This is a genomic window from Lysobacter enzymogenes (assembly GCF_900106525.1).
In the GTDB taxonomy this organism is placed as follows: Bacteria; Pseudomonadota; Gammaproteobacteria; order Xanthomonadales; family Xanthomonadaceae; genus Lysobacter; species Lysobacter enzymogenes.
In genome coordinates, this window is sequence record NZ_FNOG01000014.1 from 26679 (window position 1) to 52919 (window position 26241).

General features: G+C 69.4%; 23 protein-coding genes. 8 read left to right on the forward strand and 15 right to left on the reverse strand.

What is annotated here, in order from left to right:
* Window positions 1-24: 24 nt before the first annotated feature.
* Window positions 25-765, forward strand: a complete 741-nt coding sequence (locus BLU84_RS24245; protein WP_074873354.1) for a hypothetical protein — start codon at window positions 25-27, stop codon at window positions 763-765.
* A 1083-nt stretch (window positions 766-1848) separates the two neighbouring features.
* On the opposite strand, the gene BLU84_RS24250 is transcribed toward BLU84_RS24245, so the two are convergent.
* The 8 genes from BLU84_RS24250 to BLU84_RS24285 are packed head-to-tail and all read right to left on the reverse strand — an operon-like array spanning window position 1849 to window position 9922.
* Entirely contained in the window at window positions 1849-2808 is a 960-nt protein-coding gene (locus tag BLU84_RS24250; RefSeq protein ID WP_074873358.1) for a phosphatidate cytidylyltransferase, read from the reverse strand.
* Entirely contained in the window at window positions 2808-3452 is a 645-nt protein-coding gene (locus BLU84_RS24255; RefSeq protein WP_074873362.1) for a lysophospholipid acyltransferase family protein, read from the reverse strand. The genes BLU84_RS24250 and BLU84_RS24255 overlap by 1 nt, the downstream gene beginning before the upstream one ends.
* Window positions 3449-4111: a CDP-alcohol phosphatidyltransferase family protein gene (locus BLU84_RS24260; RefSeq protein WP_074873365.1), complete on the reverse strand. Its 663-nt coding sequence runs from the start codon at window positions 4109-4111 to the stop codon at window positions 3449-3451. The genes BLU84_RS24255 and BLU84_RS24260 overlap by 4 nt, the downstream gene beginning before the upstream one ends.
* A gap of 13 nt (window positions 4112-4124) precedes the next feature.
* A complete protein-coding gene (locus BLU84_RS24265; RefSeq protein ID WP_074873367.1) occupies window positions 4125-5615 on the reverse strand; it encodes a TIGR04222 domain-containing membrane protein in 1491 nt (496 codons plus the stop codon).
* A gap of 38 nt (window positions 5616-5653) precedes the next feature.
* Window positions 5654-6109 (reverse strand): hypothetical protein, encoded by a 456-nt coding sequence (locus BLU84_RS24270; RefSeq protein ID WP_233431222.1) that lies wholly within the window; start codon window positions 6107-6109, stop codon window positions 5654-5656.
* Window positions 6106-7467, reverse strand: coding sequence for a phosphatase PAP2/dual specificity phosphatase family protein (locus BLU84_RS24275; RefSeq protein ID WP_074873370.1), 1362 nt, complete (start codon window positions 7465-7467; stop codon window positions 6106-6108). The genes BLU84_RS24270 and BLU84_RS24275 overlap by 4 nt, the downstream gene beginning before the upstream one ends.
* Window positions 7464-9254 carry a bifunctional alpha/beta hydrolase/class I SAM-dependent methyltransferase gene (locus BLU84_RS24280; RefSeq protein WP_074873374.1) on the reverse strand — a complete coding sequence of 597 codons (1791 nt, stop codon included), beginning with the start codon at window positions 9252-9254 and terminating at the stop codon, window positions 7464-7466. The genes BLU84_RS24275 and BLU84_RS24280 overlap by 4 nt, the downstream gene beginning before the upstream one ends.
* Window positions 9251-9922: a CDP-alcohol phosphatidyltransferase family protein gene (locus BLU84_RS24285; RefSeq protein ID WP_074873377.1), complete on the reverse strand. Its 672-nt coding sequence runs from the start codon at window positions 9920-9922 to the stop codon at window positions 9251-9253. The genes BLU84_RS24280 and BLU84_RS24285 overlap by 4 nt, the downstream gene beginning before the upstream one ends.
* 286 nt (window positions 9923-10208) lie before the next feature.
* Here BLU84_RS24285 and purH point away from each other — a divergent pair, with 286 nt between their 5' ends.
* Both purH and BLU84_RS24295 read left to right on the forward strand, forming a co-directional pair.
* Complete coding sequence (gene purH / locus BLU84_RS24290; protein ID WP_074873380.1) at window positions 10209-11813, forward strand: bifunctional phosphoribosylaminoimidazolecarboxamide formyltransferase/IMP cyclohydrolase; 1605 nt, start codon at window positions 10209-10211, stop codon at window positions 11811-11813.
* Between the two features lie 43 nt (window positions 11814-11856).
* Complete coding sequence (locus BLU84_RS24295) at window positions 11857-12567, forward strand: hypothetical protein (protein ID WP_074873383.1); 711 nt, start codon at window positions 11857-11859, stop codon at window positions 12565-12567.
* A gap of 283 nt (window positions 12568-12850) precedes the next feature.
* On the opposite strand, the gene BLU84_RS24300 is transcribed toward BLU84_RS24295, so the two are convergent.
* Window positions 12851-14308 carry an alanine/glycine:cation symporter family protein gene (locus BLU84_RS24300; protein WP_211664601.1) on the reverse strand — a complete coding sequence of 486 codons (1458 nt, stop codon included), beginning with the start codon at window positions 14306-14308 and terminating at the stop codon, window positions 12851-12853.
* Window positions 14309-14631: 323 nt separating this feature from the next.
* On the opposite strand from BLU84_RS24300, the gene purD reads away from it, so the two are divergent.
* A complete protein-coding gene (purD, locus tag BLU84_RS24305; protein ID WP_074873386.1) occupies window positions 14632-15927 on the forward strand; it encodes a phosphoribosylamine--glycine ligase in 1296 nt (431 codons plus the stop codon).
* A 180-nt stretch (window positions 15928-16107) separates the two neighbouring features.
* On the opposite strand, the gene BLU84_RS24310 is transcribed toward purD, so the two are convergent.
* Both BLU84_RS24310 and cls read right to left on the reverse strand, forming a co-directional pair.
* Entirely contained in the window at window positions 16108-16389 is a 282-nt protein-coding gene (locus BLU84_RS24310) for a hypothetical protein (RefSeq protein ID WP_074873389.1), read from the reverse strand.
* Between the two features lie 137 nt (window positions 16390-16526).
* On the reverse strand, window positions 16527-18020 hold the full coding sequence (gene cls / locus BLU84_RS24315) for a cardiolipin synthase (protein ID WP_083383082.1): 1494 nt from the start codon (window positions 18018-18020) through the stop codon (window positions 16527-16529).
* A gap of 299 nt (window positions 18021-18319) precedes the next feature.
* Between cls and BLU84_RS24320 the strand changes: the two genes are divergently transcribed.
* Both BLU84_RS24320 and BLU84_RS24325 read left to right on the forward strand, forming a co-directional pair.
* A complete protein-coding gene (locus tag BLU84_RS24320) occupies window positions 18320-18769 on the forward strand; it encodes a hypothetical protein (protein WP_139175230.1) in 450 nt (149 codons plus the stop codon).
* Window positions 18770-18929: 160 nt separating this feature from the next.
* Window positions 18930-19556, forward strand: a complete 627-nt coding sequence (locus tag BLU84_RS24325; protein ID WP_074873396.1) for a DUF1345 domain-containing protein — start codon at window positions 18930-18932, stop codon at window positions 19554-19556.
* A 33-nt stretch (window positions 19557-19589) separates the two neighbouring features.
* On the opposite strand, the gene BLU84_RS24330 is transcribed toward BLU84_RS24325, so the two are convergent.
* Window positions 19590-20486 carry an AraC family transcriptional regulator gene (locus BLU84_RS24330; RefSeq protein WP_074873401.1) on the reverse strand — a complete coding sequence of 299 codons (897 nt, stop codon included), beginning with the start codon at window positions 20484-20486 and terminating at the stop codon, window positions 19590-19592.
* Between the two features lie 99 nt (window positions 20487-20585).
* Here BLU84_RS24330 and BLU84_RS24335 point away from each other — a divergent pair, with 99 nt between their 5' ends.
* On the forward strand, window positions 20586-21335 hold the full coding sequence (locus BLU84_RS24335; protein ID WP_074873404.1) for an SDR family oxidoreductase: 750 nt from the start codon (window positions 20586-20588) through the stop codon (window positions 21333-21335).
* Between the two features lie 67 nt (window positions 21336-21402).
* Here BLU84_RS24335 and BLU84_RS24340 read toward each other — a convergent pair whose 3' ends face one another.
* Complete coding sequence (locus BLU84_RS24340; RefSeq protein ID WP_074873406.1) at window positions 21403-23838, reverse strand: DNA/RNA helicase domain-containing protein; 2436 nt, start codon at window positions 23836-23838, stop codon at window positions 21403-21405.
* A 48-nt stretch (window positions 23839-23886) separates the two neighbouring features.
* Entirely contained in the window at window positions 23887-24231 is a 345-nt protein-coding gene (locus BLU84_RS24345) for a nucleotide pyrophosphohydrolase (RefSeq protein ID WP_074873410.1), read from the reverse strand.
* A gap of 200 nt (window positions 24232-24431) precedes the next feature.
* Between BLU84_RS24345 and BLU84_RS24350 the strand changes: the two genes are divergently transcribed.
* The gene (locus tag BLU84_RS24350; protein ID WP_074873413.1) at window positions 24432-25031 is read left to right on the forward strand and encodes a mechanosensitive ion channel family protein; all 600 of its coding nucleotides are present in this window, start codon (window positions 24432-24434) and stop codon (window positions 25029-25031) included.
* Window positions 25032-25176: 145 nt separating this feature from the next.
* On the opposite strand, the gene BLU84_RS24355 is transcribed toward BLU84_RS24350, so the two are convergent.
* Window positions 25177-26241: an alpha/beta fold hydrolase gene (locus BLU84_RS24355; RefSeq protein ID WP_074873416.1), complete on the reverse strand. Its 1065-nt coding sequence runs from the start codon at window positions 26239-26241 to the stop codon at window positions 25177-25179.

Genomic DNA, 26241 nt, shown 5'->3' on the forward strand with positions numbered 1-26241 from the left:
TTTCAGGACTTCACGAGAACCGACATGGACGCCGAACGCGACCTCACCCAGGCCGGCGGCTGGCTGCGCCCGTTTCCCGACGCCGCCGACGTCTTCGCCGTCGACCAGCAACACCTGGCCCGGCACCTGCACCCCTTGGTCTCCATCGACCTGGCCGCGGCCGACCCGCAGTGGTCGGGCTGGCTGCACCTGCTGAGCCCGCTGGAACCCTGCGACGGCCTGGTCGGCCAGTACAGCCAAGTCGAGGACGGCGAACTGCTGCGGCCGAACTGGATCGGCTTCCAGGTCGAGGCCGACGGCCGCTATCGCCTGCTCGGCGACGCGCGCTATTTCCTGCTCGAAACCGGCGCGGAACATACGCCGGCCGCGCTGCAGGTATCGCGCCGCGAGCTGGAAGCGCACTACGCCGAACAAGAGGCCGCCTACGCCGCCTCGCGCGATTACTACCGCGCCCACGGCAAGCTCGTGCGCCTGGACCGCAAGGGCCGGCCGAGCTACGGCAACGAAGACGCGATCGAACTGGTCGAATACGTCGGCGGCGACCTGGAAGCCGGCGGCAACTGGGAAGAGACGGTCGAATTCCCGCTGGAATACGGCCAGGTCGACGGCGAAGAACGGGTGTGGCCGCTGAGCCCCGCCGGCCGGCGCTTCCACCACGTGGCCTCGGTGCCGGGCTGGAACTACCGCACCAGCGGCGCCGACTTGATCCTGTTGTTCTACGAACCCGTCGAGCGGCTGGCGCTGCTGAGTTTCGACTGGAGCTGAGGCGGCCCTGCCCTCGCCGCGTGTAGCCCGCAATCGACCGCAGCGATGCGGCGTCGCCGCCGTCGCAACGACCGACTCGTAGTTCCGGCGAAAGCCGGAATTCACTCGTTGTTGCTGTTGCTGTTGCTGTCGCTGTTGCTATTGCCGTTGCTCCTCGCTCCCCCCGCCGCCCCGAACCCGCCACAGGCAAATAGAGACCCGAAGGGCGGCGCGCAGGACGCGCGCCGTGCGCCACCCAGGCCAGGGATGGCCTGTGTGGCGCATCCCCGCGCAAGCGCCGAACCCTAGTGGCTCTTGATTCGAAAACAGGAAAAGCGCCTTTCTTTGGTTACTTTCTTTGGCAAGACAAAGAAAGTGACCCGGCCGCTTGCGGACGGAAGCTCTTGATGTCCGCTTGTCGTCAGGCGCAGCCCACAAGCGTAGGTGAGGTTCGTCGCAAGCTCATTGGCGCGGTCGCGACTTGCGTCGCTCCTACAGGGAGATACGAAACTCGCCGGAGACCCTGTAGGAGCGACGCAAGTCGCGACCGCGAAAGCGCGGTTATTGCGCAGGTTTCGTCGTAGTTGCGTTGGCGTGGTCGCGGCTCGCGCCGCTCCTACAGTCGGATACGAAACTGGCCGAAGCCCCTGTAGGAGCGACGCAAGTCGCGACCGCGCCAACCCACCTACGACAAACTCCGCCTAAGTTCGTTGGTTACACCTGGCGACAAGCGCAAGATCAACAGCTTCCGTCCGCAAGCGGCCGGGTCACTTTCTTTGTCCAAAGCAACAAAGAAAGTAACCAAAGAAAGTGCTTTTCCCTGTTTCGAGTCAAAAGCCACTAGGGGGCGGTGCTTGCGCAGGGATGCGCCACACAGGCCATCCCTGGCCTGGGTGGCGCACGGCGCGCGTCCTGCGCGCCGCCCTTCGGGTCTCTATTTGCCTGTGGCGAGTTCGGGGCGGCGGGGGGAGCCAGGAGCAGGGGCAACAGCAAGGACCACGGCAAGATCGATGTGGGTTCCGGCTTTCGCTGTAATGACGGTCTTGGGTTCTTCGTGACTTGCGTAATTCCACGCTTCAACCGGGTTTGCGGCCCCTCCGGCCTTCAAACCCACCAGTACCGAATCAGGTGGAAAAACACCGGCGCCGCGAAGCACACCGAATCCAACCGGTCGAGCACGCCGCCGTGGCCTTCGATCATGTGGCCCCAGTCCTTGATCCCGCGATCGCGCTTGATCGCCGACATCACCAACCCGCCGTAGAAGCCCATCAGGTTGATCACCAGCGCCAGCCCCGCCGCCTGCCACGGCGTGAACGGCGTGATCCACCACAGCGCCGCACCCAGCGCGGTGGCCGAGGCGACGCCGCCGACGAAACCTTCGACCGTCTTCGACGGCGACAGCCGCGGCGCGATCAGGCGCTTGCCGCACAACTTGCCCCAGATGTACTGCAGCACGTCCGAGGACTGCACCACGATCACCAGGAACGCCACCAGCAACAGGTTGCGGCCCTCGTAGCCGGGAATCTTGAGGTTGATCAGCGCCGGCACGTGCGAGATGCAGAACACGCAGATCATCAGGCCCCACTGCACCTTGGCCGTGCGCTCCAGATAGCGCGTGGTGTCCTCGCCGACGGCGGACAGGATCGGCAGCAGCAGGAAGGCGTAGACCGGGATCAGCAACGTGTACAGCCCGTACCAGTCGGTGTAGACCAGCCAGTACTGCAGCGGCAGCGCCAGGTAGAACGCGGCCAGCAGCGCGTAGTAGTCGCTGCGCCGGGTCGGGGCGAGGGTGATGAACTCGCGCAGCGCGAACAGCGAGACCAGGGCGAACAGCACGATCATGCCGACCCGGCCGAGGGCGAAGGCCACGCCGACCAGCAGCACCATCACCCACCAGGCGCGGATGCGCGCGACCAGGTTGGCGATCACCGCGCTGGGCCGCTCGCGCGTGCGCCAGCGCAGCCACTCGGAAATCAGCGTCGCCAGCAGCAGCACCGCGGCGACGCCGGCGAACAGCAGCACCGGATGCGACTGCGCGCGCACGAACTCGATCCATCGATCCATCAGGCCCGGCCTCCGCCGTTGTCGCTTCCCGCATGTTCCGACAGCGCCAGCAGCGCGCGCTGCGCGCGCGCCAGGAACGCGTCCTTGTCCTCGTCCGCGCCCAGACGCAGGGTGTCGCCGAAGGTCGCCGTGCACAGCAGCGGCAACGGCAGGATCTTGCCCTTGGGCATGACCCGGGCGAGGTTGTCGATCCACACCGGCACGAATTCCAGCTCCGGCCGTCGCCGCGCCAGGTGGTACAAGCCGCTCTTGAACGGCAGCAGCGGCTCCTCGCTCTGGTTGCGCGTGCCCTCGGGGAACAGGATCAGCGAACTGCCGTCGTCCACCGCCTCGCACAGCACTTCGATCGGGTCGTACTTGCGCGACAGCGGCTCGCGCTCGATCAGCACGCCGTTGAACACCTCGCGGATCAGATAGCGGCGCAGCGCGTCGCGCTGCCAGTAGTCGGCGCCGGCCACCGGCCGCACCTGCCGGCGCAGCGACGGCGGCAGCGCCGACCAGATCATGACGAAATCGCCGTGGCTGACGTGGTTGCCGTAGTAGACGCGGTGCTCGGACGAAGGCGAGCAGCGCCACAACGCGCGCGCACCGGTCAGCAGGCGGATCGCCGAGCTGAAGCCGGCAGCGAGCAGATTCGAAATCATCGGGACTCCAGTTCGCGCACGATCGCGCGCAAGCGCAAGGCGATGGTCAGCGCCGCGCCGGCGGCGACCAGCGCCAGCGTCGCCAGCAACAACCACGCCACCACCGACACGGGCGCCAGCGCCAGGCCTGCGGCCGCCAGCAGCGCCGCCCAGGCCATCGCCAGCATGCGCGTGCGCTTGGGCATCGGCCCCTCGCCGTGCTCGCGCAGGCCGCAGGCCAGGCCGAGCACGCGCACATAGGCCGTGCCCACCGCCAGCAGCGAGGCGGCCCAGCCCAGGTCCGAGGCCCACGGCACCCACGCCGCCAGGCCGTAGCCGACGCCGAGAAACACCAGCGCGTCGGCGAGCCGGTCGGGCGCGTCGCTGTAGACCTCGCCGGCCTTGCCGACCATGCCGCCGCGGCGCGCCATCAGGCCGTCGAGGCGATTGCAGACGATGCGTCCGGCCAGGCACAGCGCCGCGAACAGCAACAACGCCACGCCGTAATGCGGCGGATCGCGCAGGGCGAAGAAGAACGCCGCGCCAGCCAGCGCCGACAGGCCGACCGCGAACAGCGACAAACCGTTCGGCGTGGCACCGCGCGCGCGCAGCCATGCGGCCAGTGCGAGCCGGCGCTCATAGCGCGCGGCGCGGCGGGGAGAAACTTGGGGATCGCTCATCGTGGCACTCCGTTCAACCGCCGCCGCAACCGCCGCAGCCACCACCGCCGCCACCGCCGCAACCACCTCCGCCGCCACCGCTGCAGCTGCCGCTGCTGCCGGAACCGCTGTCGCCGCCGCTGGAACCCGGCGGCGTGCGCAGGATGTGATAGTCGGCGAAACCGCTGCCGTACAGACCGACCGTGCCCGACAGCGCGACATACACCGCCGGCTCGCCCGGCGTCGCCCGCCCGCTGGCGTCGTACAGCGCCCATTCGCCGGCGCGGGTGCGCCGCTGCTGGCGCAGCAACCGCGCCAGCGCGATCAGCGCGGTGAGCGCGACCAGCACGACCAGAAAGCCGACCGGCCGCTCGCGCGCGAGGCCGACGAAGATTTTGGCCGTTCCCAGCCCCGCCAGCGCCAGCAGCGGCGCGCTGCCGAGCCAGCGCAGGCGCACGTCGGCAGCGTGGCTGAGCCACCAGCCCTTGCGCCGCAGCTGCGCGCCGATCGGCTCGTACACCCGCACCAGCGCCGCCAGCGTGCGCGACAGGCTCTGCTCGCGCTCGGCCACCGCAGCCGCGTCGCGTACCGGCCGCGGCATCTGCGCCGCCTGCGCCTGCAGGCGCGCGGCGTCGATGCGCAGCCAGACCCGGTCGAGACGTCCGGCCGCCTGCAGCGGCGCGCCGCTGTAGTCCAGCCCGAGCACGTCGCGATGCATCAGCTCGACCAGGGCCGCGTCGGCGGCGCGTTCCGCCCCGCCGGCGAGGTAGGCCAGTTCGACCGAGTCCTCGACCTGGGCGGAGTTGCGCTGGTTCGGCCCACGCAGCGCGCGCTTGATCGCAGTGCCGACCAGATACGCCCACGGCAGCGCCGCCAGGTACAGGATCAGGAAGCCGCCGCCGTAGAAATCCAGCGGATTCGGCGTGCCTTGCGCGCGCACGCAGGTCAGGTAGATCAGCGCCAGCGCGCCGCTGGCCAGCGACACCGCCAAGTAACCGCCGCGCGGCTCCGATTGCCAGGGCGACAGCAGGCGCTGGCCCGCGCCAGCGCGCGCGGCCGGCGCTTTCGGCGCCGGCGGCGGCAGCGGCGGCGGCCACAGCAGCGGCGGCGGCTCGTCGAAAAAGCCCTGGTAGCTGGCGAGGGTCTGCCGGTACTGCGCCTGGTGGCGCGCGTCTTCGGCCTGCCCGCCCAGCGAGGGCGTGTGGTGCAGTTCGCGGCGCAGCACTTGCGGGCAGAAGCGCCCCCAGTAGTCGCGGGTGTCGGTGAGGTGGGCGTGCCAGACCTTGTCGATGCGCACGCTCGGGGTGACCGGATGGTCGGCGGCGACGGCGAGGAAGCAGAAACGCCGGTATTCCTCCAGCGCCGCCTCGGCGCCGGCGCGGTCGCAGCCCAGCGCATGCGCGACGCGGTCGAGGAAGGCCTCGGCCTCGTCGCCGCCGAAGCGGTACTCGCGCAGGCGCTGCCACAGCGCGCGCCGCTGCGCAGTCCATTCGACGTCGTGCTGCGCTTGGTCCGTTTCGTTCATGGCCTGGTCCTTCGGGCGTGCTGCACAGCGCGCGGAAACTACGCGCTCCCCAGCGCGGCCAGCAACGCCGCGCTCTGCAGGATCACCAAACCGGCCTGTTTGCGCAACAGACCGCGCGCGCCGCGCCAACGCTCGGGCCAGCCGCGGGTCGCCGCAGCCGGCTTGCGCAGGCCGAGCGTGGCCAGCGCGGCGTCGAGCCGGGCGGCGCCGCCGTCCGCATCGGCCTGCGCGTGCGCGGCCAGCGCCTGCAGCAGGCGCGCATCGAAATCCACACGCACGGCGTAGTAAAGCTGCAGCAACCCGGCCGCCGCCGCGAACCACAGCGCCGGGCGCCAGCCGCTCAGGCCAGCCGCCTCGAACAGGCCCAGCCAGGCCAGCGCCGTCAGCACCAGCGAGGCCGCGCACAAGGTCCGGCCCTGCGCCAGCAAGGCCGCCATCGCGCGCAATTCGAACGCGCCGAACCCGGCGACGGGCGGCAGGCCGGGCGCGCTCATGCGCGCTGCGTTCCGAGCCCGTGCGCCGCCGGCGCGGGCGCCGCGCTCAACGCCTGCAGCGCGCGCAGGTGCGGCGCGCGCAACACCACGGCCGGACGCGCACGGCGCAGCATCGCCACCGCCTCGTCCACGCTCGCCGCGCGGCCGCTGCGCAGCAGCCATGCGGCCACCGCCGCGGCGCTGCGCGAATAGCCCAGGGCGCAGCACACCAACAGCTCGCCGCGCCCCTGCCGCTGCGCGATCGCCTCGGCCGCCTCGCTGAGCTGCTGCGGCGTCGGCGCGACCAGATCGAGCATCGGCCGCACCGCATCGTCCGCGCGCGCATCGGCCAGCGACAACTCGGCGCTGACGTCCACCACCGCGGCGAAGCGCTCGCGCTCGCCGCGGCCGGGAATGCGGCCGAGCCAGACCCCGTCGGCGATCGCCACCGGCTGCGGCGCGCGCCGCGTCCACAGCCGCGAATTGATCCAGGCTGCGAGCAGGTACGGCGCGAACAGCCAGCATGCGGCCACGCTCAGGCGGCCGTCGTCGCGCTTCTGGAAGCCGGCCGGCCCGAGCAGCGCGTAGTTCAGCGCGACCAGCGCCAGCGACGACGCCGGCCACCACAGCCACAGCGCCCAGCCACCGAGCGCGCCCGCACTCAGCGCCGCGGCCGCCCACGCGCACAACGCCGCGCCGCCCAGGTACAGCGCCGCCAGCGTCCAGCGCTTGGAATCGCGCGCCAACGCCGCATCGCGCCACGGCGCGCGGATGCGCTCGGGCCACAGCCACACGCACAGCCAACCGGCCAGCAAGCCGGTCGGAACATCGATGAAGTGATGCTGGAACGTCGTCAGCACCGACACCCCGATCAGCGCGAACCAGCCGTGCAGCAGCCAGCGCCACGCCCCGCTCAAGTGATGGGCGAAGCGCACCCACAGTACGATCAGCAGCACGATGTGCAGCGACGGCGCCTGGTTGTAGGGTTTGTCGAAGCCCAGCAGCACGTCGAACAACCAGCCGAACACGCCGTCGCTGTCCGGCCGCACGAAGCTGTAGCGCAGCGGCCACAGCAGGAAGCAGCTCACCGCGACCACCTGCGCGGTCAACAGGCGCAGCGCCTGGGTGTCGAGCTCGCGGCGGTCGCGGCAGACGAACAGCGAGATGCCGTAGAACAGGTCGATCGACCAGTACGGCACGATGGTCCAGGCCCAGAACGGAATCGCCCGCTCCCAGGCGAAGGCCAGGCTCGGCACGTCCGCGCGCGCGGCCGCGACCGAGTTGGCGTAGCCGTAGCTGGCGAAGAACAGCGGCCCCAGCAGCAACAGCCACAGCGCCGCGCGCCCCCACGGGCGCCGCGCCCTGCCGGCGGCGGTCATTGCGCGACCCGCTGCGCCATCGACACGGTGAAGATGCCCCAGCGGTCGATGCGCTGGTCGACCTTGACGAAGCCGGCCGCGCGCACCAGCTCGTCCATCTCCTGCTGGCTGCGCCGGCGCATCACCCAGGCCGCGCCGCCGCGGTGGCTGGTCAGCGCGCGGGCGATGAATTCCAGCTGCGGATGCCAGGGCTGGCCGGTGTAGACCAGGAACCCGCCCGGCGGCACCGCCGCGGCCAAGCCGTCGAGCGAGCGCCGCACCTGATCGTTGTCGGGGAACAGTTCGTACAGGCCCGAGACCACCGCCAGGGTCGGCTTCGGGTCCAGCGCCGCCAGCGCGTTGCGGTCGAACGCATCGCCCTGGTCGAAGCGGGCGATCGCGCCGGCCTGCAGTTCTTCGATCAGGGCGCGGCCCTTGTCGACGTTGAGCGGGCTGTAGTCGCGCAAACGCACGCTGTCGGCGTGCGCGCCCTCGCCGGCCAGCGCTTCCAGCGCGTAGCGGCCGTGGCCGGCGGCGATGTCGACCGCGTGCACCGGCAACCCGGCCTCGCGCAGCCGGCGCATCGCCTCGCGCAGCAGCTCGTGCAGATGCAGGCGGCGCACGCGGATGCCGCGCCAGCCGATGGCTTCGAGATAATTGCGGTCGACCATGCGCCCGAGCGGGCCGCCGCCGCGGGCCTCGTTGCGATACACGTAATCCAGGCTGCTGCCCGAATCGAAGCCGGTGTCCAGGCCCAGGCGGATGCCTTCGGACATCGTGCCGCCGAAGCGCAAACCTGCGCGCACGAAGCGCCAGTGCAGATCCGCCAGCGACCAGCGCTGCGGCGGCCACGCCAGCTTTTCCGACTCCTCGAAGCTCGGCCCGCGCTTGTGCGCCTGGCTGAGGTCGGCGCGGCTCAGCGGTTCGGCGAAACGCGCCTGCACGAACGCGCGGATGCGGTTGACCGCGGCGACGCGGCCCTTCTCGCCGAGGGTGTCGTGGAAGAAATCCGCCAGCAGGTGGCGTTCCTTGATCGCGCTGCCCAGGCGCTCGTAGAACCGGTCCTGCGGGCCGCGGTGGACGACGAAATCGGCGCCGGAGACCAACAGCTGCGTCGGCACCGTAATCGCCTGCGCATCGGCGACGATGCGGTCGGCCGCCTCGTACAAGCCCAGCAGCACCCGCACCGAAATCGGCCGCGCGATCAGCGGGTCGGTGCGATAGCTGCGCACGCGCTCTTCGTCGTGGGTCAGCCATTGCGGCTTGACGTAGCTGTTGACGAAGAAATTGCCGCGCAGCTTCTGCATCAGCGCCAGGCCCGGCCGCGCCAGCGGCACGTACAGCTTGACCTTGAACGCCGGCGAGGCCAGCACCAGCGCGCGCAGGCGCGGGGCGTAATCGTGGACCCAGGTCGCCGCGACCACGGCGCCGACGCTTTGCGCGATGAGCGCGATGTTTTCGACCTCCACGCCGTGCTTGTCGCGGATGTGCGCGATGAAGCGGTCGAGATCGCGCACCAGCGCTTCGAACCCGGGCGCGTCGCCGCGCTCGCCGGGCGAGCGGCCGTTGCCGCGCGCGTCCCAGGCGAAGAAATCGCAGTCTTCCAGGCCCAGCTCCGGCACCAGATGCTCGACCCGGCCCGAATGCTCGTGGCCGCGATGCAGCAGCACCACCGCCTTGCGCGCGCCGACGCTGGCCTGGCTGGCCGGCCAATGCCGGTAGAACAGCTCGGCGCCGTCGAAGCTGGCGAACCAGCGCTCTTCGGCCGCGCGCGCGCCGCCGGACTTGACCACGACTTCCTCGTTCATTCCCGCTCTCCTTGTCGAACCTTCGCCGCATCCTTGCCCGCATCCCGAGCGGCGCCGGGCGCGGCATCATGCCGCAAACCGGCGCGCACGCGGCGGACCACCGTCCATGCGCACAGCATCGAAGCCAGCACCAGCACCAGCTCGACCGGCCACGCCGAAATCCATCCCAACGCCAGCGCCAGCCCCAGCGCGCCGATCACGAAGGCGCGGTCGCTCTTGCCCATCGGCCCGTCGTAGCGCCGCGGCGCGCCGACCATGAGCCCGAGCACGCCGGCGTATTCGGTCAGCGCCGCCAGCAGCACGAACGCCAGCAGCGGCGCCGCGTGCAGCCCGGCCACCGCCAGCAGCGACAGGTACAGCGCGCTGTCGGAGACCACATCGCACAATTCGTTGAGGTAGGCGCCCAGCCGCGATTGCTGGCCGAACTCGCGCGCCAGCATGCCGTCGATGGCGTTCAGGGCCATGCGCGCGAACATCCACAACGGCAGCAGCGCGAACAGCCACGGCCGCTGCGGCGCGCCCCAGTACACCAGCGCGGCCGCCGCCAGCGACACCAGCGCAGCGGCGACGGTGACCTGGTTGGCGCTGACGCCGGCGGCGTACAACCGCCGCACCAGCGGCCGCAACAGATCCTGGAAGCGTCCTTTCAAAGCATAGATCGAGGCCATCGTTACCCGTCTTCGTCCTTACTCGGCACGCCCGGCGATGGGGCGCCGCCGACAGCTTAGCCGCTGCGCGCGCGGATGCGCGCCGGCGCGGCCGCGGCGGCGCGGGTTTCGCCCGGGTATCGCCACAGTGGCCCGGCCGGGACGCGCGGCGGCACCTGCGCGCCTGCGTTGTGCCAAAGGCGGCCGCAAATGGGCGCCCGTTCGCGTCCGTACCGCCCTGAACGGGCGGCCCGGGCGCCGCGCGCGGCTATAATTCCGGCGCCCTTCCGCTGCCCTCCTCCCCGCAATGACCTCCGAGCTTCCGACCGGCCGACCGGTCCCGGCGTCTCAGCCGGTACGCATCCGTCGTGCCTTGTTGTCCGTGTCCGACAAGACCGGCCTGATCGAACTCGCCCGCGCCCTGGCCGCGCACGGCGTCGAACTGCTGTCCACCGGCGGCACCGCCAAAGCCATCCGCGACGCCGGCCTGGCCGTGCGCGACGTGGCCGAGGTCACCGGCTTCCCGGAAATGATGGACGGCCGGGTCAAGACCCTGCACCCGCTGGTGCACGGCGGCCTGCTCGGCCGCGCCGGGCTCGACGAGGCGGTGATGGCGCAGCACGGCATCGGCGCGATCGACTTGCTGGTGCTGAACCTGTATCCGTTCGAGAAAGTCTCGGCCGACCCGGCCAGCTCGTTCGAGGACGTGATCGAGAACATCGACATCGGCGGCCCGGCCATGCTGCGCTCGGCGGCGAAGAACTTCGCCCGCGTCGCGGTCGCCACCGACCCGGGCCAGTACGGCGAGCTCATCGCCGAACTCGACGGCCACGACGGCGCGCTCTCGGCCAAGACCCGCTTCTCTTTGTCGGTGGCCGCGTTCAACCGCGTCGCCCAGTACGACGCGGCGATCAGCAATCACCTGTCGGCCATCGGCGCAGACGGCGGCAAGCTCGAATTCCCGGCCCAGCACAACGCCAGCTACGTCAAGGTCATGGACCTGCGCTACGGCGAGAACCCGCACCAGAGCGGCGCGTTCTACCGCGACGCGCAGCCGCTGCCGGGCGCGCTGGCCAGCTTCGTCCAGCTGCAGGGCAAGGAGCTGAGCTACAACAACCTCGCCGACGCCGACGCGGCCTGGGAATGCGTGCGCCAGTTCGAGCGCCCGGCCTGCGTGATCGTCAAGCACGCCAACCCCTGCGGCGTGGCCGAAGGCGTGGCCTGCGGCGACGCGTACGAGCTGGCCTACGCCACCGACCCGACCTCGGCCTTCGGCGGCATCATCGCCTTCAACCGCACGCTGGATGCGGCCACCGCCAAGGCCATCCTCGACCGCCAGTTCGTCGAGGTGCTGATCGCGCCGGACTACGAGGACGCCGCGGTCGAATACGCCAAGAAGAAGGCCAACGTGCGGGTGCTGCGCATCCCCGGCGGCGACGGCCGCAACGCCCTGGATTTCAAGCGCATCGGCTCAGGGCTCCTGGTGCAGAGCGCGGACCTGCGCGAAGTCAGCCGCGACGAATTGAAGGTCGTGAGCAAGCTGGCGCCGACCGAAGCGCAACTGGCCGACCTGCTGTTCGCCTGGCGCGTGGCCAAGTTCGTCAAGTCCAACGCCATCGTCTACGCCCGCGACCATCGCAGCATCGGCATCGGCGCCGGGCAGATGAGCCGCGTGGTCAGCGCCAAGATCGCCGCGCTCAAGGCCGAAGAGGCCGGGTTGGTCGTGCCGGGTTCGGTGATGGCCTCCGATGCGTTCTTCCCGTTCCGCGACGGCATCGACGCGGCCGCGGCCGCCGGCGTCAAGGCGGTGATCCAGCCGGGCGGTTCGATGCGCGACAACGAAGTCATCGCCGCGGCCGACGAACACGGCCTGGCGATGGTGTTCACCGGCGTGCGCCACTTCCGCCACTGAGCCGCCAGCGGCGCGGGCGCCACGCCCGCGCCGCACTCGCGCCATGCCGCTGGAATTCAAACCCTATCCGCCGCCGGGCCAGCGCCAGCTCGGCCGCGAGCTGCTGCGCTCGCTGACCCGCAAACTGATCGTGCTGGCGCTGCTGGCCGCGGTGCTGGTGCTGTGGGCCGGCTGGCAGTATTCGCGGCGGCAATCGGCCGACAGCGAAACCCTGGGCGATTACCGCATCAACGGCGACGCAGTCAGCGTGCTGCTGGTCCAGCCCGACGTCTCGCTCGACCTGGGCACCGGCCTGCGCGGCGATTACACCGCGCAACTGGCGCGCGCGCTGGCGATGCAGTTCGAGCAACTGGGCTACCGCACTCGGTCGGTACCCGCGCGCAGCGACGAAGAACGTTTCGGCCAAGCCTCGCGCCTGGAAGACAAGGACGCGGCCATCGCCCATCAGGCGCAGATCGCGCAATCGCTGCGCGAAGCCGGCGCGCCGGTGCTGCGGGTGTCGCTGGACGGACTCGACAACGACGGCGCGGTCGTCACTGCCCACCGCTACAAGGTCGAATTGCTCGACCCGCGCACCCTGCAGCCGTCGTGGCGCGCGGTGCTGACCTGGCGCGAAGGCCGCTCGCAGTCCATCGCCCTGCTCTGGCACCTGCGCCGCAACCGCCTGCCGCCGCCGTTGTGGGACAGCCTGGCGACGCTGGCGGTGGAGCGCATGCGCGAAGACGGCAAGCTGCCGTCCGGCACGATCCACTGAACACCGGCACCTCGCGCCTGCAGCCCTGCGCTTACCGTCATTCCGGCGAAAGCCGGAACCCATTTTGCTGTGGTCGTTGCTGTCGTGGTCCGCTACCTGGGTCACTGCGCAAAAATCAAAATGGGTTCCGGCTTTCGCCGGAATGACGGCAGAGGGATGTCGGTCCGCTTCCTGTAGGAGCGGCGCGAGCCGCGACCGCGACATCGCAGCTGCGGCGCAAGTTTCGGCGTCGTTGCGGTGTCGCGGTCGCGGCTCGCGCCGCTCCTACAGGTAGTTTCCCGGCTTACGCACCGGGCTTGTGGCGCTCGCGCCAGATTTCGTGATCCACGCCGTAGCCCAGCTCGGGATACTGCGAGATGTGGAACTCCGGCGACTTGCCTTCGTCGAGCTGGCGGTCGTAGTCGCGGGTCAGCTTCACCACCACCTTCCACAGCAGCAGCACCGCGATCAGGTTCAACGTCGCCATCACCGCCATCGCCGCGTCGGCCGCGTCCCACACCAGCTGCACCTTCGAGAACACGCCCCACACGATCACGCACAGCGCGACGATGCGCAGCACGAACAGCGACTTGCGCCCGCCGCCGATGTACAACAGGCCGCTCTCGGCGTACGAGTAGTTGCCCAGGATCGTGGTGAAGGCGAAGAAGAACAGCGCGATGGACGCGAACCAAGCGCCCCACTCGCCGAAGAACACCGTCATCGCGCGCTGGGTGATGACCACGCCGTCGCCGCCCTGGCCGAGCACGCCCGACAGCAGCACGATCAGACCGGTCGCGGTGCAGATGAACATAGTGTCGAAGAACACGCCCAGCGACTGCACGAAGCCCTGGCTGGACGGGTGATGCGGCACCGGCGTCGCCGCCGCGGCGATGTTCGGCGCGCTGCCCATGCCGGCCTCGTTGGCGTACAGGCCGCGCTTGACGCCGTTGAGCATGGCCGCGGCCATGCCGCCGGCGATGCCGCCCGCGGCCTGGTCCAGGCCGAATGCGCCGCGCAGGATCAGCATCACCGCCGCCGGGATCTGGTCGTAATGCGCGACCAGCGCCCACACCGCCAGGCCGATGTAGCCGACCGACATGAACGGCACCACCCACTCGGCGACCTTGGCGATCGAGCGCAGCCCGCCGAAGATGATCGTGCCGGTCAGCACCACCAGCACCACCGCGACCGTGGTCTGCGAGAACTTGAAGGTCTCGCCGACCGACTGGGCGATGGCGTTGGCGTGCACGCCGTTGAACACCACGCCGTAAGAGAACAGCAAGCAGGCCGCGAACGCCCAGCCCATCTTCGGCGCGCGCAGGCCGCGGGCGATGTAGTAGGCCGGGCCGCCGCGGTACTGGCCGTTCTCGTCGCGCACCTTGTACAGCTGCGCCAGCGAGCTTTCCGCGTACGCGGTGGCCATGCCGACCGCGGCCGTGCACCACATCCAGAACAGCGCGCCGGGGCCGCCCAGGCTCATCGCGATGGCGACGCCGGCGAGGTTGCCGGTGCCCACGCGCGCGGCCAGCGAGGTGCACAGCGCCTGGAACGGCGAAATGCCGGCGTTGTCGCCGTCGGTGCCGCGGCCGATCACCTTCAGCATGTGGGTGAAGCGGCGCACCTGCACCACCCGCAGGCTCACGGTGAAGAAGATGCCGACCGCGAGCAGGCCGTAGATCAGCACGTAGTTCCACAGCACGTTGTTGATCGCGCCGATGATCGGAGAGATGGCGCGTTCGATCAGGTGCAGCAGCCAGTCCATGCGGTCGGTTCCGGGTTGAGGCGAAAAGGAGGTATCGGCGGCGCCCTGTCGCGGCGGCGCGGGCGTCCGCCGGCGGGCGCGCCGCGGCGCCCGTCCGGAGCGGACGCGAGCGCGCGAAATCGCTGCAAACCCGGGCCGGACCCGTTGCCGCCCCGGATCCGCCGCGGCCGCGGGGGCCGGCGCGGTCCCCTCCGTGGGCCGGGTCGAGCGTTCGAAACGGGGCGATGGTAACAGCCCGGTCGCCCCACCCCGCCCCCTGCCGTAAAATCCAAGCGGCATAAGCCCCACCCCATCCGTCATTTCCCCCATTCCCTGGAGTACGCATGAAGGTCCTCGTCATCGGGTCCGGCGGGCGCGAACACGCGCTGGCCTGGAAGCTCGCCCAATCCCCGCGCGTCGACGAGGTTCTGGTCGCTCCCGGCAACGCCGGCACCGCGCGCGAAGGCAAATGCCGCAACGTCGCGGTGGCCGCCACCGACCTCGACGGCCTGCTCAAGCTCGCCGCCGACGAAGCCGTCGCGGTCACCGTGGTCGGCCCCGAGGCGCCGCTGGTGGCCGGCGTGGTCGACCGCTTCCGCGCCGCCGGCCGCCGCATCTTCGGCCCCACCGCCGCGGCCGCCCAGCTCGAAGGCAGCAAGGCCTTCGCCAAGGATTTCCTCGCCCGCCACGGCATTCCGACCGCGCATTACGCGGTGCATACCGACGTCGACGCCGCGCTGGCCTACGTGCGCGAGAAAGGCGCGCCCATCGTGGTCAAGGCCGACGGCCTGGCGGCCGGCAAGGGCGTGATCGTGGCGATGACCTTGACCGAAGCCGAGGACGCGATCCGCGACATGCTCTCCGGCAACGCCTTCGGTGCCGCCGGCGCGCGCGTGGTGATCGAGGAATTCCTCGACGGCGAAGAAGCCAGCTTCATCTCGATGGTCGACGGCGCCCACGCGCTGCCGATGGCGACCTCGCAGGACCACAAGCGCGTCGGCGACGGCGACACCGGCCCCAACACCGGCGGCATGGGCGCCTATTCGCCGGCGCCGGTGGTCACCCCGCAGATCCACGACCGGGTGATGCGCGAGGTGGTGATGCCGACCGTGCGCGGCATGATCGCCGACGGCGTGCCGTTCACCGGCTTCCTCTACGCCGGCCTGATGATCGACTCGACCGGCGCGCCCAAGGTCATCGAGTTCAACGTCCGCTTCGGCGATCCGGAAACCCAGCCGGTGATGCTGCGCCTGCGCTCGGACCTGCTCGACCTGGTCGACGCCGCGCTCGACCAGCGCCTGGCTGCGATCCAGGCCGAGTGGGATCCGCGCCCTTCGCTGGGCGTGGTGATGGCCGCGCAGAACTACCCCGAGACCCCGCGCAGCGGCGATCCGATCAGCGAATGGGACGTGCCGCTGCCGGCCGACACCCACGTCTTCCACGCCGGCACCCAGCTCGTCGACGGCCAGGCCGTGACCGCCGGCGGCCGCGTGCTGTGCGCCTGCGCGCTCGGCGACAGCGTGGCCGACGCGCAGCGCCGCGCCTACGAAGTGGTCGCAGGGATTTCCTGGCAGGGCGAGTTCCACCGCCACGACATCGGCTGGCGGGCGATCGAGCGCGAGCGCGCCGCCCAGCCGTAAAACCGCACCTGCACGCAAAACCGAACGGCCGGGAGCTCACCGCCCCCGGCCGTCGTCGTATCCGAAAGCCCCCTGTAGGAGCTGCGCAAGCTGCGACCGCGAAACCACGATTACGTCGCAGGCGCGATGTCGCGGTCGCAGCTTGCGCAGCTCCTACAGTCGGACTTCGAACCTCATCGATCAATGCAGCGCCGTCGGCGCATCTTCCGCCGCCGGCTGCAGCGACACCGCCACCTCTTCCAGTTCCGCGATCTCTTTGTCCAGCGCGTCGTACAGCTCGCCCTGCCGCGTCATCAACTCCTCGATCCGCTGCGCCTGCGCGAGCTTCTTCAGTTCGCCGTCGAACAGCAGCCACTGCGCGGTCAGCTGCTCGACGTAGTTCTTCGAGTAATGGCGCATTTCCTTGAGCTGGCTCAGCGTGGCGTTGACGTGATCCAACGGCGTCTTGGCATCGGCGGACATGGCGACCTCCTCGTTGCACGGTGAGGCCTCAGGGTATCGGCACCAAGCTGGCTGACGGCGAAACGCGCGCGGCGACACGCATCGCATTTCACTTGGCGCCGACATTTCCGACTGCGCGAATACGGCGATCGCGGCGCCTAAAGCACCGGCGACATCATCGCCACGGCGTTTTGCACCAAGCGCGCGGCGAACGGCCAGGCCTCCGCCTCTTCCAGCGTGACCCGGTGCGATACCGAGAGGTAGGTCTCCTGCCGTTGCCGGATCGTCGCAACGACCTGCGCATCGGCGATCAGCAGGTTGTTCTCGAAATTCAGATCCAGGCTGCGCCGGTCCATGTTGGCCGAACCGATCAAGGCGATGTCCGCGTCCAGCGTCATCGCCTTCGTATGCAGCAATCCCAGCGGGTATTCGTAGACCTCCACGCCCGCGCGCAGCAGGTCGGCGTAGGCGCTGCGGCAGGCTTGCCCGACCAGCCACGAATCGTTGCGGTGCGGGAACACGATCCGGGTGCTGACGCCGCGGCGCGGCGCGGCGCAGATCGCGCGCAGGATCGATTCGTCCGGCACGAAGTAAGGCGTGACCACGATCAGCTCGCGGCGCGCGGCGTACACGCAGGCGACGAACATATCGGCCATCGCGTTGCGCCGCGCGATCGGGCCGGTTTCGAAGGCCTGGGCGATGCAGCCCGGCTCGAAGCGTTGCTGCACGACCGCGTCCGGGTACTGTTCCAGCCCGTCTTCGCCGGTCTCGGGAATCCAGCCGCTGAGGAACAAGAACTGCGCCTGCCGCACCACCGGCCCTTCGCAGCGCAGCAGCAAGTCGACCCACGGCGCATACGCGGGCTTGACCCGGAATTCGGCGTCGGCGCAGTTCTGGCTGCCGCAATAGGCGATGCGGTTGTCGATCACCACGATCTTGCGGTGATCGCGCAGGTCCATGCGGCTGAACGCCATGTGCTGCAGGCGATGGATGTCGTCGAGCGTGCGCAGCAGTTTTACGCCCGCCGCGCCGAGCTGTTTCCAGCGCTCGCCGGCGATGAAGGCGCGCGAGCCGAACGCATCGACCATCACCCGGCACGCGACTCCGCGCCGCGCCGCGGCCGCCACCGCATCGGCGACGCGGCCGCCGTTGCGGTCGTCCAGCCAGATGTAGAAGGCGATGTGCACGCTCTCGCCGGCTTCGTCGATGTCGGCCACCAAGCGATCGATGGCGGCCCGGCAATCGCGCTTGGGTTGATCGGCCGCGCTGTCCGGCGCGCCGAGCACGGCGATGCGGTTGCCGCCAACCGCGTGGAATCCGTTGATCGAACGCGCCAGTTCGAACAGCGCGGCCGCGTTGTCGGCCAGCGCGCGCGGCGCATTGGCTTCGTCGTCGGGCGAGGGCATGCGCTTGTAGGCGTTCTCGATGCGTTCGACCCGGGCGCGGCCGATGCTGGTTTCGCCGAGCAGCAGATACGCGACCATGCCCACCACCGGCGCCAGCATGATCACCGCGACCCACGCCGCGCGCGAAGCCGGCGTGCGGTTGGCGCGGGTCAGCGCGCGCGCGGCGACCAACAGATGCGCGACGAACCCGAATGCGGTCACGCCCAGGTTCAGCGATGCGGACAACCCGCTCCAGTCGAACGCCATGCGACCTCCCTGGGCTCCTGCTCGAACGATTCCTGCCTGAATTCGGCCGCCCCCGCAGCTTGCGGTGCGCCGCGTCGTCAAGCATCAGAGTGCCCCGTGGCGCCATGCCGAGTCCAGGCGCCGCGCGTTCATCGCCGGATAACGAAGCCTCTGTCTCACTTCGGCCTGGCGATGCCGGCCGAAACCGAATCCCGCCTGCGGATCGGCTAGGATCGACGCAGATGCATCCCAACGGCACGGCCGTGCCGCTCACGCGCTACCGGTCGCCCAACGACCGTCCATTCGACAGGGACATCACGTTGACCCATACCGACCTCGACCTGTCCACGCCCGAAAAAGCGCTGCACGTGCTGGAAGACGCCTGCCGCAACGACGACCGCGAACTCGCGCGGCGCTGCCGCAACTTCGAAGACGAAGCCGAACTGCTGCTGCACCACCCGCGCGCGCGCAGCAACGCGCCGATGCCGCCGGCGCAGACCCCGTCGGCCGATTTCGCGCGCGCGCTGCAACGCGAATGGGAGCAGACCGCGCTGCCCGACTTCCTCGGCATCAGCACCAGCGTCGCCGCGGTCGAGCACTTCGGCGGCAAGTTCTTCCTGGTGACCCAGAACGTGCGCAATGCCGACGGCCGCACCTTCGCCCAGCGCTTGTACATGTCGCACTCGGAAAACGGCTGGGCGCTGCTGCGCCCGGAGCCGGCCTATGAGCCGCCGGCGGAGCCCAAGCCGTGGTGGGCGGTCTGGCGCTGAGCGCCGGCGCGGTGTGAGTTAGCCGCGCCGCCGTTGCGGGTAAGGCATCGGCGCTGCGCGGCGCGCTGCGGTCGTAGTCCGCTGCTGGCGAGCCCGCCACCGGCGGCGCTATCCTGACCGCGCCGCCGCGCCGCGACCGGCGTGCCGACGAGAGCCGTCCATGTTCGATTTCCGCCGCGTGCTGTTCCTGATGATCGGCGCCGCCTTGGCGCTAGGCTTCACGCTCGCGGGCTGGCTGGGCTGGCAGCGCGCGATCATCGTCGCGGCCAACAGTTTCTTCTTCGTCTACCTGGCCTACGACATCCCCGCCTTGTGGCGCCTGAGCGGCGAACGCCTGCGCAAGGTCGCCGTGCGCAGCGACGTGCCGGTCTACGCGTTGTTCATGATCGTGGTCGCCACGGTCAGTAGCGCGCTGGCGGTGCTGTTCATGACCATCAACGCCGACGAGCGCCCCACCCCGGTCTGGCTGATCTTCGCGCTGCTGTCGATTCCGCTGGGCTGGGCCACCATCCACATGATGGCCGCCACCCACTACGCCCACCTCTACTGGCGCCCCGGCCCCAACCGCGCCCCGCGCGGCGGCCTGGACTTTCCCGGCGAGACCGAACCCACCGCGATGGACTTCATCTATTTCTCGTTCGTGATCGGTATGACCGCGCAGACCGCGGACGTCTCGATCACCGGACGGGCGATGCGGCGGTTCGCGCTGATGCACTCCATCGTCGCGTACTTCTTCAACGCGGTGCTGGTGGCGGCGGCGGTGAATGTGGCGGTGGCGGCGAATTGAAGCCGGCAGCACTGAAGCCAGCGCGCGGGTGGGTCACTCGTCCGCTGCATACCGACTCGGCGCCCGCCCCACCCGCCGCGCGAACGCCACGCTGAAAGCGCTGCCGGAGCCGTAACCGACGCGTTCGGCGATCTGCGCCACGCTCAGCTCGCCGCGGCGCAGCAGGTCCTTGGCGATCTCCATCCGCCACGCCAGCAAGTACTCCATCGGCGCCGCGCCGACCACGCGGGTGAAGCGCTCGAAGAAGGCCGAACGCGACAAAGCCGCGATATCCGCCAGTTGCGCGACGCTCCACGGCCGTTCGATCTGCGCGTGCATCCGCCGCAACGCCGGCGCCAGGCGCTCGTCGCCCAGGCCGCGCAGCAGGCCCGGCGGCGCATCGCCGGCGGCGGCCGAGCGCATCGCTTCGATCAGCAACATCTCGGCCAGCCGACTGAGCATGAACTGCGCGCCCGGCTGCTGCTGCGCGTATTCCTCGCCGACCATTTGCACCAACTGCATCAGCCGCTGCGAACCGGGCACGTGCACCACGCGCGGCAACAGCGACACCAGCAGCGAAGTGTCGGCGCGATCGAACGCGAACGCGCCGCCGAGCGAGCGTATGTCCGGCGGGCCGTGCTGTTCGCCGTGGCGCAACTCGTCGCCGCCGCCCGGGACCAGTTTGGGATCGATGAACACCGGCGGCGCCGGCGCGAAGCTCGACAGGGTGAAGGCCGGCGTGGTCGGCAGCAGGACGAAATCGCCGGCGCGGATCTCGATGGGCGCGTGCCCGTCCACCGCCAGCCGGCAATGCCCCTCCAGCACGATGCAGAACCCGGGCTGGCCGTACTCGGCGTAGCGCACCGCCCAGGCGCCGCGCCCGCTGATCAGGTTGGCGAACACCGCGCGCGGCCGCAGCAGTTGCACCAGTTCGGACAACGGGTCGGCCACGACCGGACTCCGGCTAAAGAAACATGGACTTTATCTTATCGAACATCCTGCGAGCGCGACCTAAGGTAGCGCCACACCCACCCGCTCCCGGAGCCCGCAATGAAGACCGTCCTGATCACCGGCTGCTCGTCCGGCTATGGCCTGGCCACCGCCCGCCACTTCCTCGCCTACGGCTGGAACGTCGTCGCCACCATGCGCAGCCCGCGCGCCGAACTGCTGCCCGCCGACGACCGCCTGCGGATCCTCGCCCTGGACGTGACCCGCGACGACAGCATCGCCGCCGCGCTGGACGCCGCCGGCCCCATCGACGTGCTCGTCAACAACGCCGGCCTGGGCCTGTTCGGCGCCTTCGAAGCCACGCCCATGACCACCGTGCGCGAGATCTTCGACACCAACACCTTCGGCGCCATGGCCGTCTGCCAGGCCGCGATCCCGCGCCTGCGCGCGCGCGGCGGCGGCACCCTCATCAACGTCACCTCCAGCGCCGTGCTCGCCCCGTTCCCGCTGGTCGCCGCCTACACCGCCAGCAAGACCGCGATCGAAGGCTTCACCGCCTCGCTCGCGCACGAACTGGAGGCCTTCGACATCCGGGTCAAACTCGTCCAACCCGGCTACGGCCCGAACACGCGCTTCACCGCCAACGGGCAGCAGCGCATGCAGGGATTGATTCCCGAGGTTTACGCACCGTTCGCCCAGCGCGTGTTCGCTGGGCTGGGCGAGGTGGCCGCGGTGACGCACGAGAAAGACGTGGCCGATGTGGTGTGGCGCGCAGCCAACGATGCGTCGGCGCGGTTGCGTTACCCGGCGGGGGCGGATGCGTTGGCGTTGGCGGAGCGGGCGGCGGCGTAAGGACCCGCGCAAGCGGGCGGCGCTGTGAACTCCAGCCCCAGCCCGATTCCGCAGCGGCTCGAACGGCCTATACCAGCACGGCCACCACCCAAGCCCTGATCAACGCGCCGCTGTCTTCTAAATCCAGTTCGATAGTGCTGAAGCCTTGGATGAGGCTGTCGGGCCGCAACAGCACTTGGTCGTAGATGATTCCGTCCTCGCTCTCGCGCTTTTTGGAATCGTAAAGCTTGAGGGTATATCGCCCGCTATCCTCGGGATCGCCGACTTCGCTGCGCTCCACCAGCACCATCCGCCCCTGCTTCGATCCACGCATCTCCGTGGAAAACAGCACCCATGATCCATCAGGTACGCGGCGGCTCATCGATTCGCCCTGGACCTGGGCCACGAAGTAGCCGGGCCGGATCCGGATATGGTCGGGCAGCGAAACCCAATCGGTGGCGTCGCTCTCGAGCGTCTGTACGTCGCTGAAGTCGCCGGCGGCGATCTTCAGGTCCAGCAGAGGCACGGCGTTTTGCCAGTGGAGCAAGTCGGCGGCGCGCACAACCTGGAATGGGCGCGTGTCGATAGGCTCCGATGCGGGCAACGCAGCGAGGCGCCGCTTGGCGATCGGTACCGGCTTGGGCGTATGACCGAGGTGTTCCGTCCGACTGCGAACGAAATTCTCGGTCTCTTTGTCTTCGAAATAGACGTAGCAACCCTTCATGCCGCGCGAGAGCAGTACGCGGTAAGTGTTTTTCACCAGTTCCAGGAAGCGCTCGCGCGCGTTGCGCACGGGAATGTCCTTGGAGATGGCCCGATCGCCGGACCAGCCCTCGCCCGGCTGATAGCGCAGATCGCTGCCCCAGATCACGCCGACGTAATCGAACTCGAAGCCTTGCGCGGTGTAGATGCAGCCCACTTGCTCCAGGCCGCCGGACTCGTAGGCCCAATGGTCGGCCTTGGGCACTCCCTTGGGCAGACCGGTCATGTCGGGGCGCGCATTCCAGGGACGTTCGAAGCCGTCGATCTTGACGTCGTTGCGCAGTTGCCCGTCTGCGCCGAGCTCGGTCGACCAAGGCCAGCAGTAGCCCGCGACGAGACGGGCGGAATGGCCCTCGCTGGCCTTGGCGCGGATCAGGGAGTCGAGGGCTTCCGGGCTGTCGACGATGCGGAATTCGAACACTTCCTGCTCTTGATCGAACAGGACGTTGGCGGTGCGGCGGATGTCGAGGGTGTTGTCGACCCAGTTGACGAAGCCATCGGAACCGGCGCAACGGAACTGGGTTTCCAGCCAGCTTTCGTGCAGCGCGCAACGGTGCTGCACGGCAATGTCGCGGATGAGCTGCGAGGAGCCGATTTCGTTGGGACGCACGACCTGCTGATCGTCGACGAAGAACACCGACACGCGCGCGGCTTCGACGATTTCCTGGATTTGCGGACGGTCGGAGCGTTGAGCGGCCTTGGTGAAGCGGTGGTTGCTGGTGGCGCGGATGCGGTGGGCCTCATCGCACAGCAGCACGTCGACATCGTTGGGCTTGGCCGCGCCGAACTGGTTGAAATAGCGGAACTGCTGGCCGGCGCGACGGCCGACGATTTTCTGCAAGGTGCTGGTAAAGGCTTTCGAGCCGGTGGCGTGTTGGGCGTTGTAGCCCTTGGCCGACAACGCGCCGAGCAGATTCAAAGCGAGTACGGACTTACCGGTACCGGGCCCGCCGTGGACCAGGAAGACGTGCTTGCGCTGGTCGGCCACCGCCGATTCCATCGCGGCCAGTACCTGGCTGAAGACCACTTGCTGTTCGTCCAGCAACACGAACGCGGGCTCCTCCTTCACCACCTTGCCGACGTGCTCGAGCAGTTTCTTGGCCGGGCGATAGCGGCTCTTGGCGACTCGCTGCATGACCCGCTCGCCTTCGCCCTCGCCCAATCGCTGGACAAGATGCTGCGCCAGTCGCGGCACGTCGCCGGCAGTGAAGACCGGCGCGAGTTGGCGCACGGCATCGGAACGCGGGTCGAACAAGGCGTCGTCGGGCTCGGGGCGATAGTTGTGCAGGTAGGCGCAGGCTTCCAGGGCGACCCGTTCGTCGCCGGGCTGGAAAACGCTGTGCATGTCTTCCAGATAACGACGGTACTGGTTGGCCTGCACCGAGGGATGCAGCACGTCGCGGTGCTGGCCGCCGACCCAGGTCTTGAGCAGGTCGTCGCCGCTGCCGGCTTCGGCCGTCTGCCATTGCTTGAGTTCGACCACCACGGCGCGGTCGCGCTGGCGGTCGCGGCCCGTCAGCAAGGCATCGATGCGTTTGGACGACAGTGGCAGGCGGAACTCGAGGAAGATGCCCTGCTCGGTCAGCTCGCCTTCGCGCAATACATCGGCGAAGGAGCGCAGCGAGTTCTGCCAGGACTGGTATTCGCCGTCGGACGGGTTGTAGCGGTAATGGGCCAGAAAAGCTTCTTTCAGACGCTGGGCGATGGCGTTCTGAGTCGTCGCCCGCAAAAAATCCGGTGTGGTGCCGGAGTACAGGAACATCGTGGCGTTTCCCTCGCTCGGCCGCGCCGCGCCGCGCGCGGCGGGTGGTCACAATTCGTCGTATTTCTTGGCCGATCCCCGGGCCTTGTCTACAGGATAGCGCTCGGCGTTGTTGCGTAGTTTGTCGGCCACCGCTTGTTCCAGGTCGATACCCAGGTCCGTAATCAGGTACGTCATCAGGATGGCCAGATCGGCCACTTCCTGCTCGATCAGCGGACGACGCGCGCGGACCACCTCGTCGAGCTCGGTATCCCGCGTCCATTGGGTGTGCTCGGCCAGTTCGGCCGCCTCCAGGACGATGGAGGTGGAAAGGGTGCGCAGGTTGTGGAACTGCTTCCAGTCGCGGGCGTCGCGGAAGGCGAGGATTTGGGCGGTCAGGTCGGGGCTGAGCATGGCGATCACCGGCAGGTTGCTTCCTCCCTAGGGTAAGGGCTGAAGCGAGGCGCCGCACTGCGGAGGCGATGACGGAGTTTATGGCCGGGCGGATCGCCTCGCGATTGCCCGCCACGCCCGAGAACGGCGAGCTAACTCGCTTCCCCTTACACTGCCGCCCCTGGCCATTATCCGAAAAGGCAAAACCGGCAATGTCTCCCATGCTCGCCCAGGCCACCTACATCGCCACCAAGATCGGCGAGGCCTTCGCGATCCTGGCCGTGGCCTGGCTGTTGACCACGCTGCTGCGGCAGCTGGTGCGGCGGATGTCGACGCGCTACGACATCGCGCCGGCGTTCGCGCTGGGGCTGCGGCGGGGTTTGAGCACGGTGATCTACATCACTGCGCTGCTGATGTTCCTCAACCGGGTCGGGATTTCCGGGTCGGTGGTGTGGACGACGCTGACCGGGTTCGTGGCGGTGGGCGCGGTGGCGTTCTTCGCGGCGTGGAGCGTGTTGTCGAACATCTTCTGCGCGTTCTTGATCCTGACCACGCGGCCGTTCCGCCTGTACGACTACATCGAGGTGCTGGAGAACGGCGACAAGCCGGGGCTCAAGGGGCGTGTGGTCGATATCAACTTCGTCTATACGACGTTGCAGGAAACCCATGCCAACGGCGACGACACGGTGCTGCAGGTGCCGAACAGCCAGTTCTTCCAGCGCACGACGCGGCGCTGGCGGCATGAACCCGAGTGGAGCCGTGTGGCGCGCGAGTTGAAGACGGCCGAAGGGGCGGAGTGGCAGGACGCGGGCGGGCGGTGAGCCCTGGCGAAAGCTACGCGATCGTCCTGTAGGAGCGGCGCGAGCCGCGACTGCGAATCCGGAACTGCGATGAAAGTTGCGCCGCGCGCGGAAGGGGCGCGGTCGCGGCTTGCGCCGCTCCTACAGGGGGCTGGCGCAGCATTCGTCAGAGTCTTGTCACGTCGATGATGGCTTGCGCGAAGGCTTGCGGGGCTTCTTGCGGCAGGTTGTGGCCGATGCCGCCGTCGATCTCGCGGTGCTGGTAGTTACCGGTGAACTTGCCCGCATAAGCCGACGCCGGCGGATGCGGCGCGCCGTTGGCATCGCCTTCCAAAGTGATCGTCGGGATCGCGATGTTCGGGGCCTTCGCCAGCCGCGCTTCCAACTCATCGAACCGCGCTTCGCCTTGCGCCAGCCCCAGCCGCCAGCGGTAGTTGTGGATGACGATGGCGACGTGGTCAGGGTTGGCGAAAGCGGCGGCGCTGCGGGCGAAGGTGGCGTCGTCGAAGCGCCATTGCGGCGAGGCCAGTTCCCAGATCAGGCGGGCGAATTCGTCCCGATGCTCGGCGTAGCCGCGTTCGCCGCGCTCGGTGGCGAAGTAGAACTGATACCACCATTGCAGCTCGGCTTTCGGCGGCAGCGGCGCCTGGCCGGCTTGCTGGTTGCCGATCAGGTAGCCGCTCACCGAGACCAAGCCCCGGCAGCGCTGCGGCCACAGCGCGGCGAGGATGCCGGCGGTGCGCGCGCCCCAGTCGCAGCCGCCGACGATCGCCGATTCGATGCCCAGCGCGTCGAGCAAGGCGATGGCGTCGACGGCGAGCGCGGCCTGTTGGCCGTTGCGCGGCGTGTCGGCGGACAGGAACGCGGTCGGGCCGTAGCCGCGCAGGTAGGGGACGATGACGCGATAGCCCTGGCGGGCGAGGATCGGCGCGACTTCGGCGTAGGTGTGGATGTCGTAGGGCCAGCCGTGCAGCAGCAGCACCGGGGTGCCGTGGCGCGGGCCGAGTTCGGCGTAGCTCACCCGCAGTACGCCGGCGTCGATCTGCTTGAGCGGGCCCCATGCGGCCGCGCCGGCGGGCGTGGGTGCGGACGCGCGCGGCGCCGCGGCCAGCGCCGGGGCGGCTGCGCCGAGCGCGCCTAGCGGGCCGGCGAGCAGGGCCAGGGCAGCGCCGCCGAGCAGGTTGCGGCGGCGGGCGTCGAGCGGGCGATCGGTCGGGACGGCGGTGGTCAT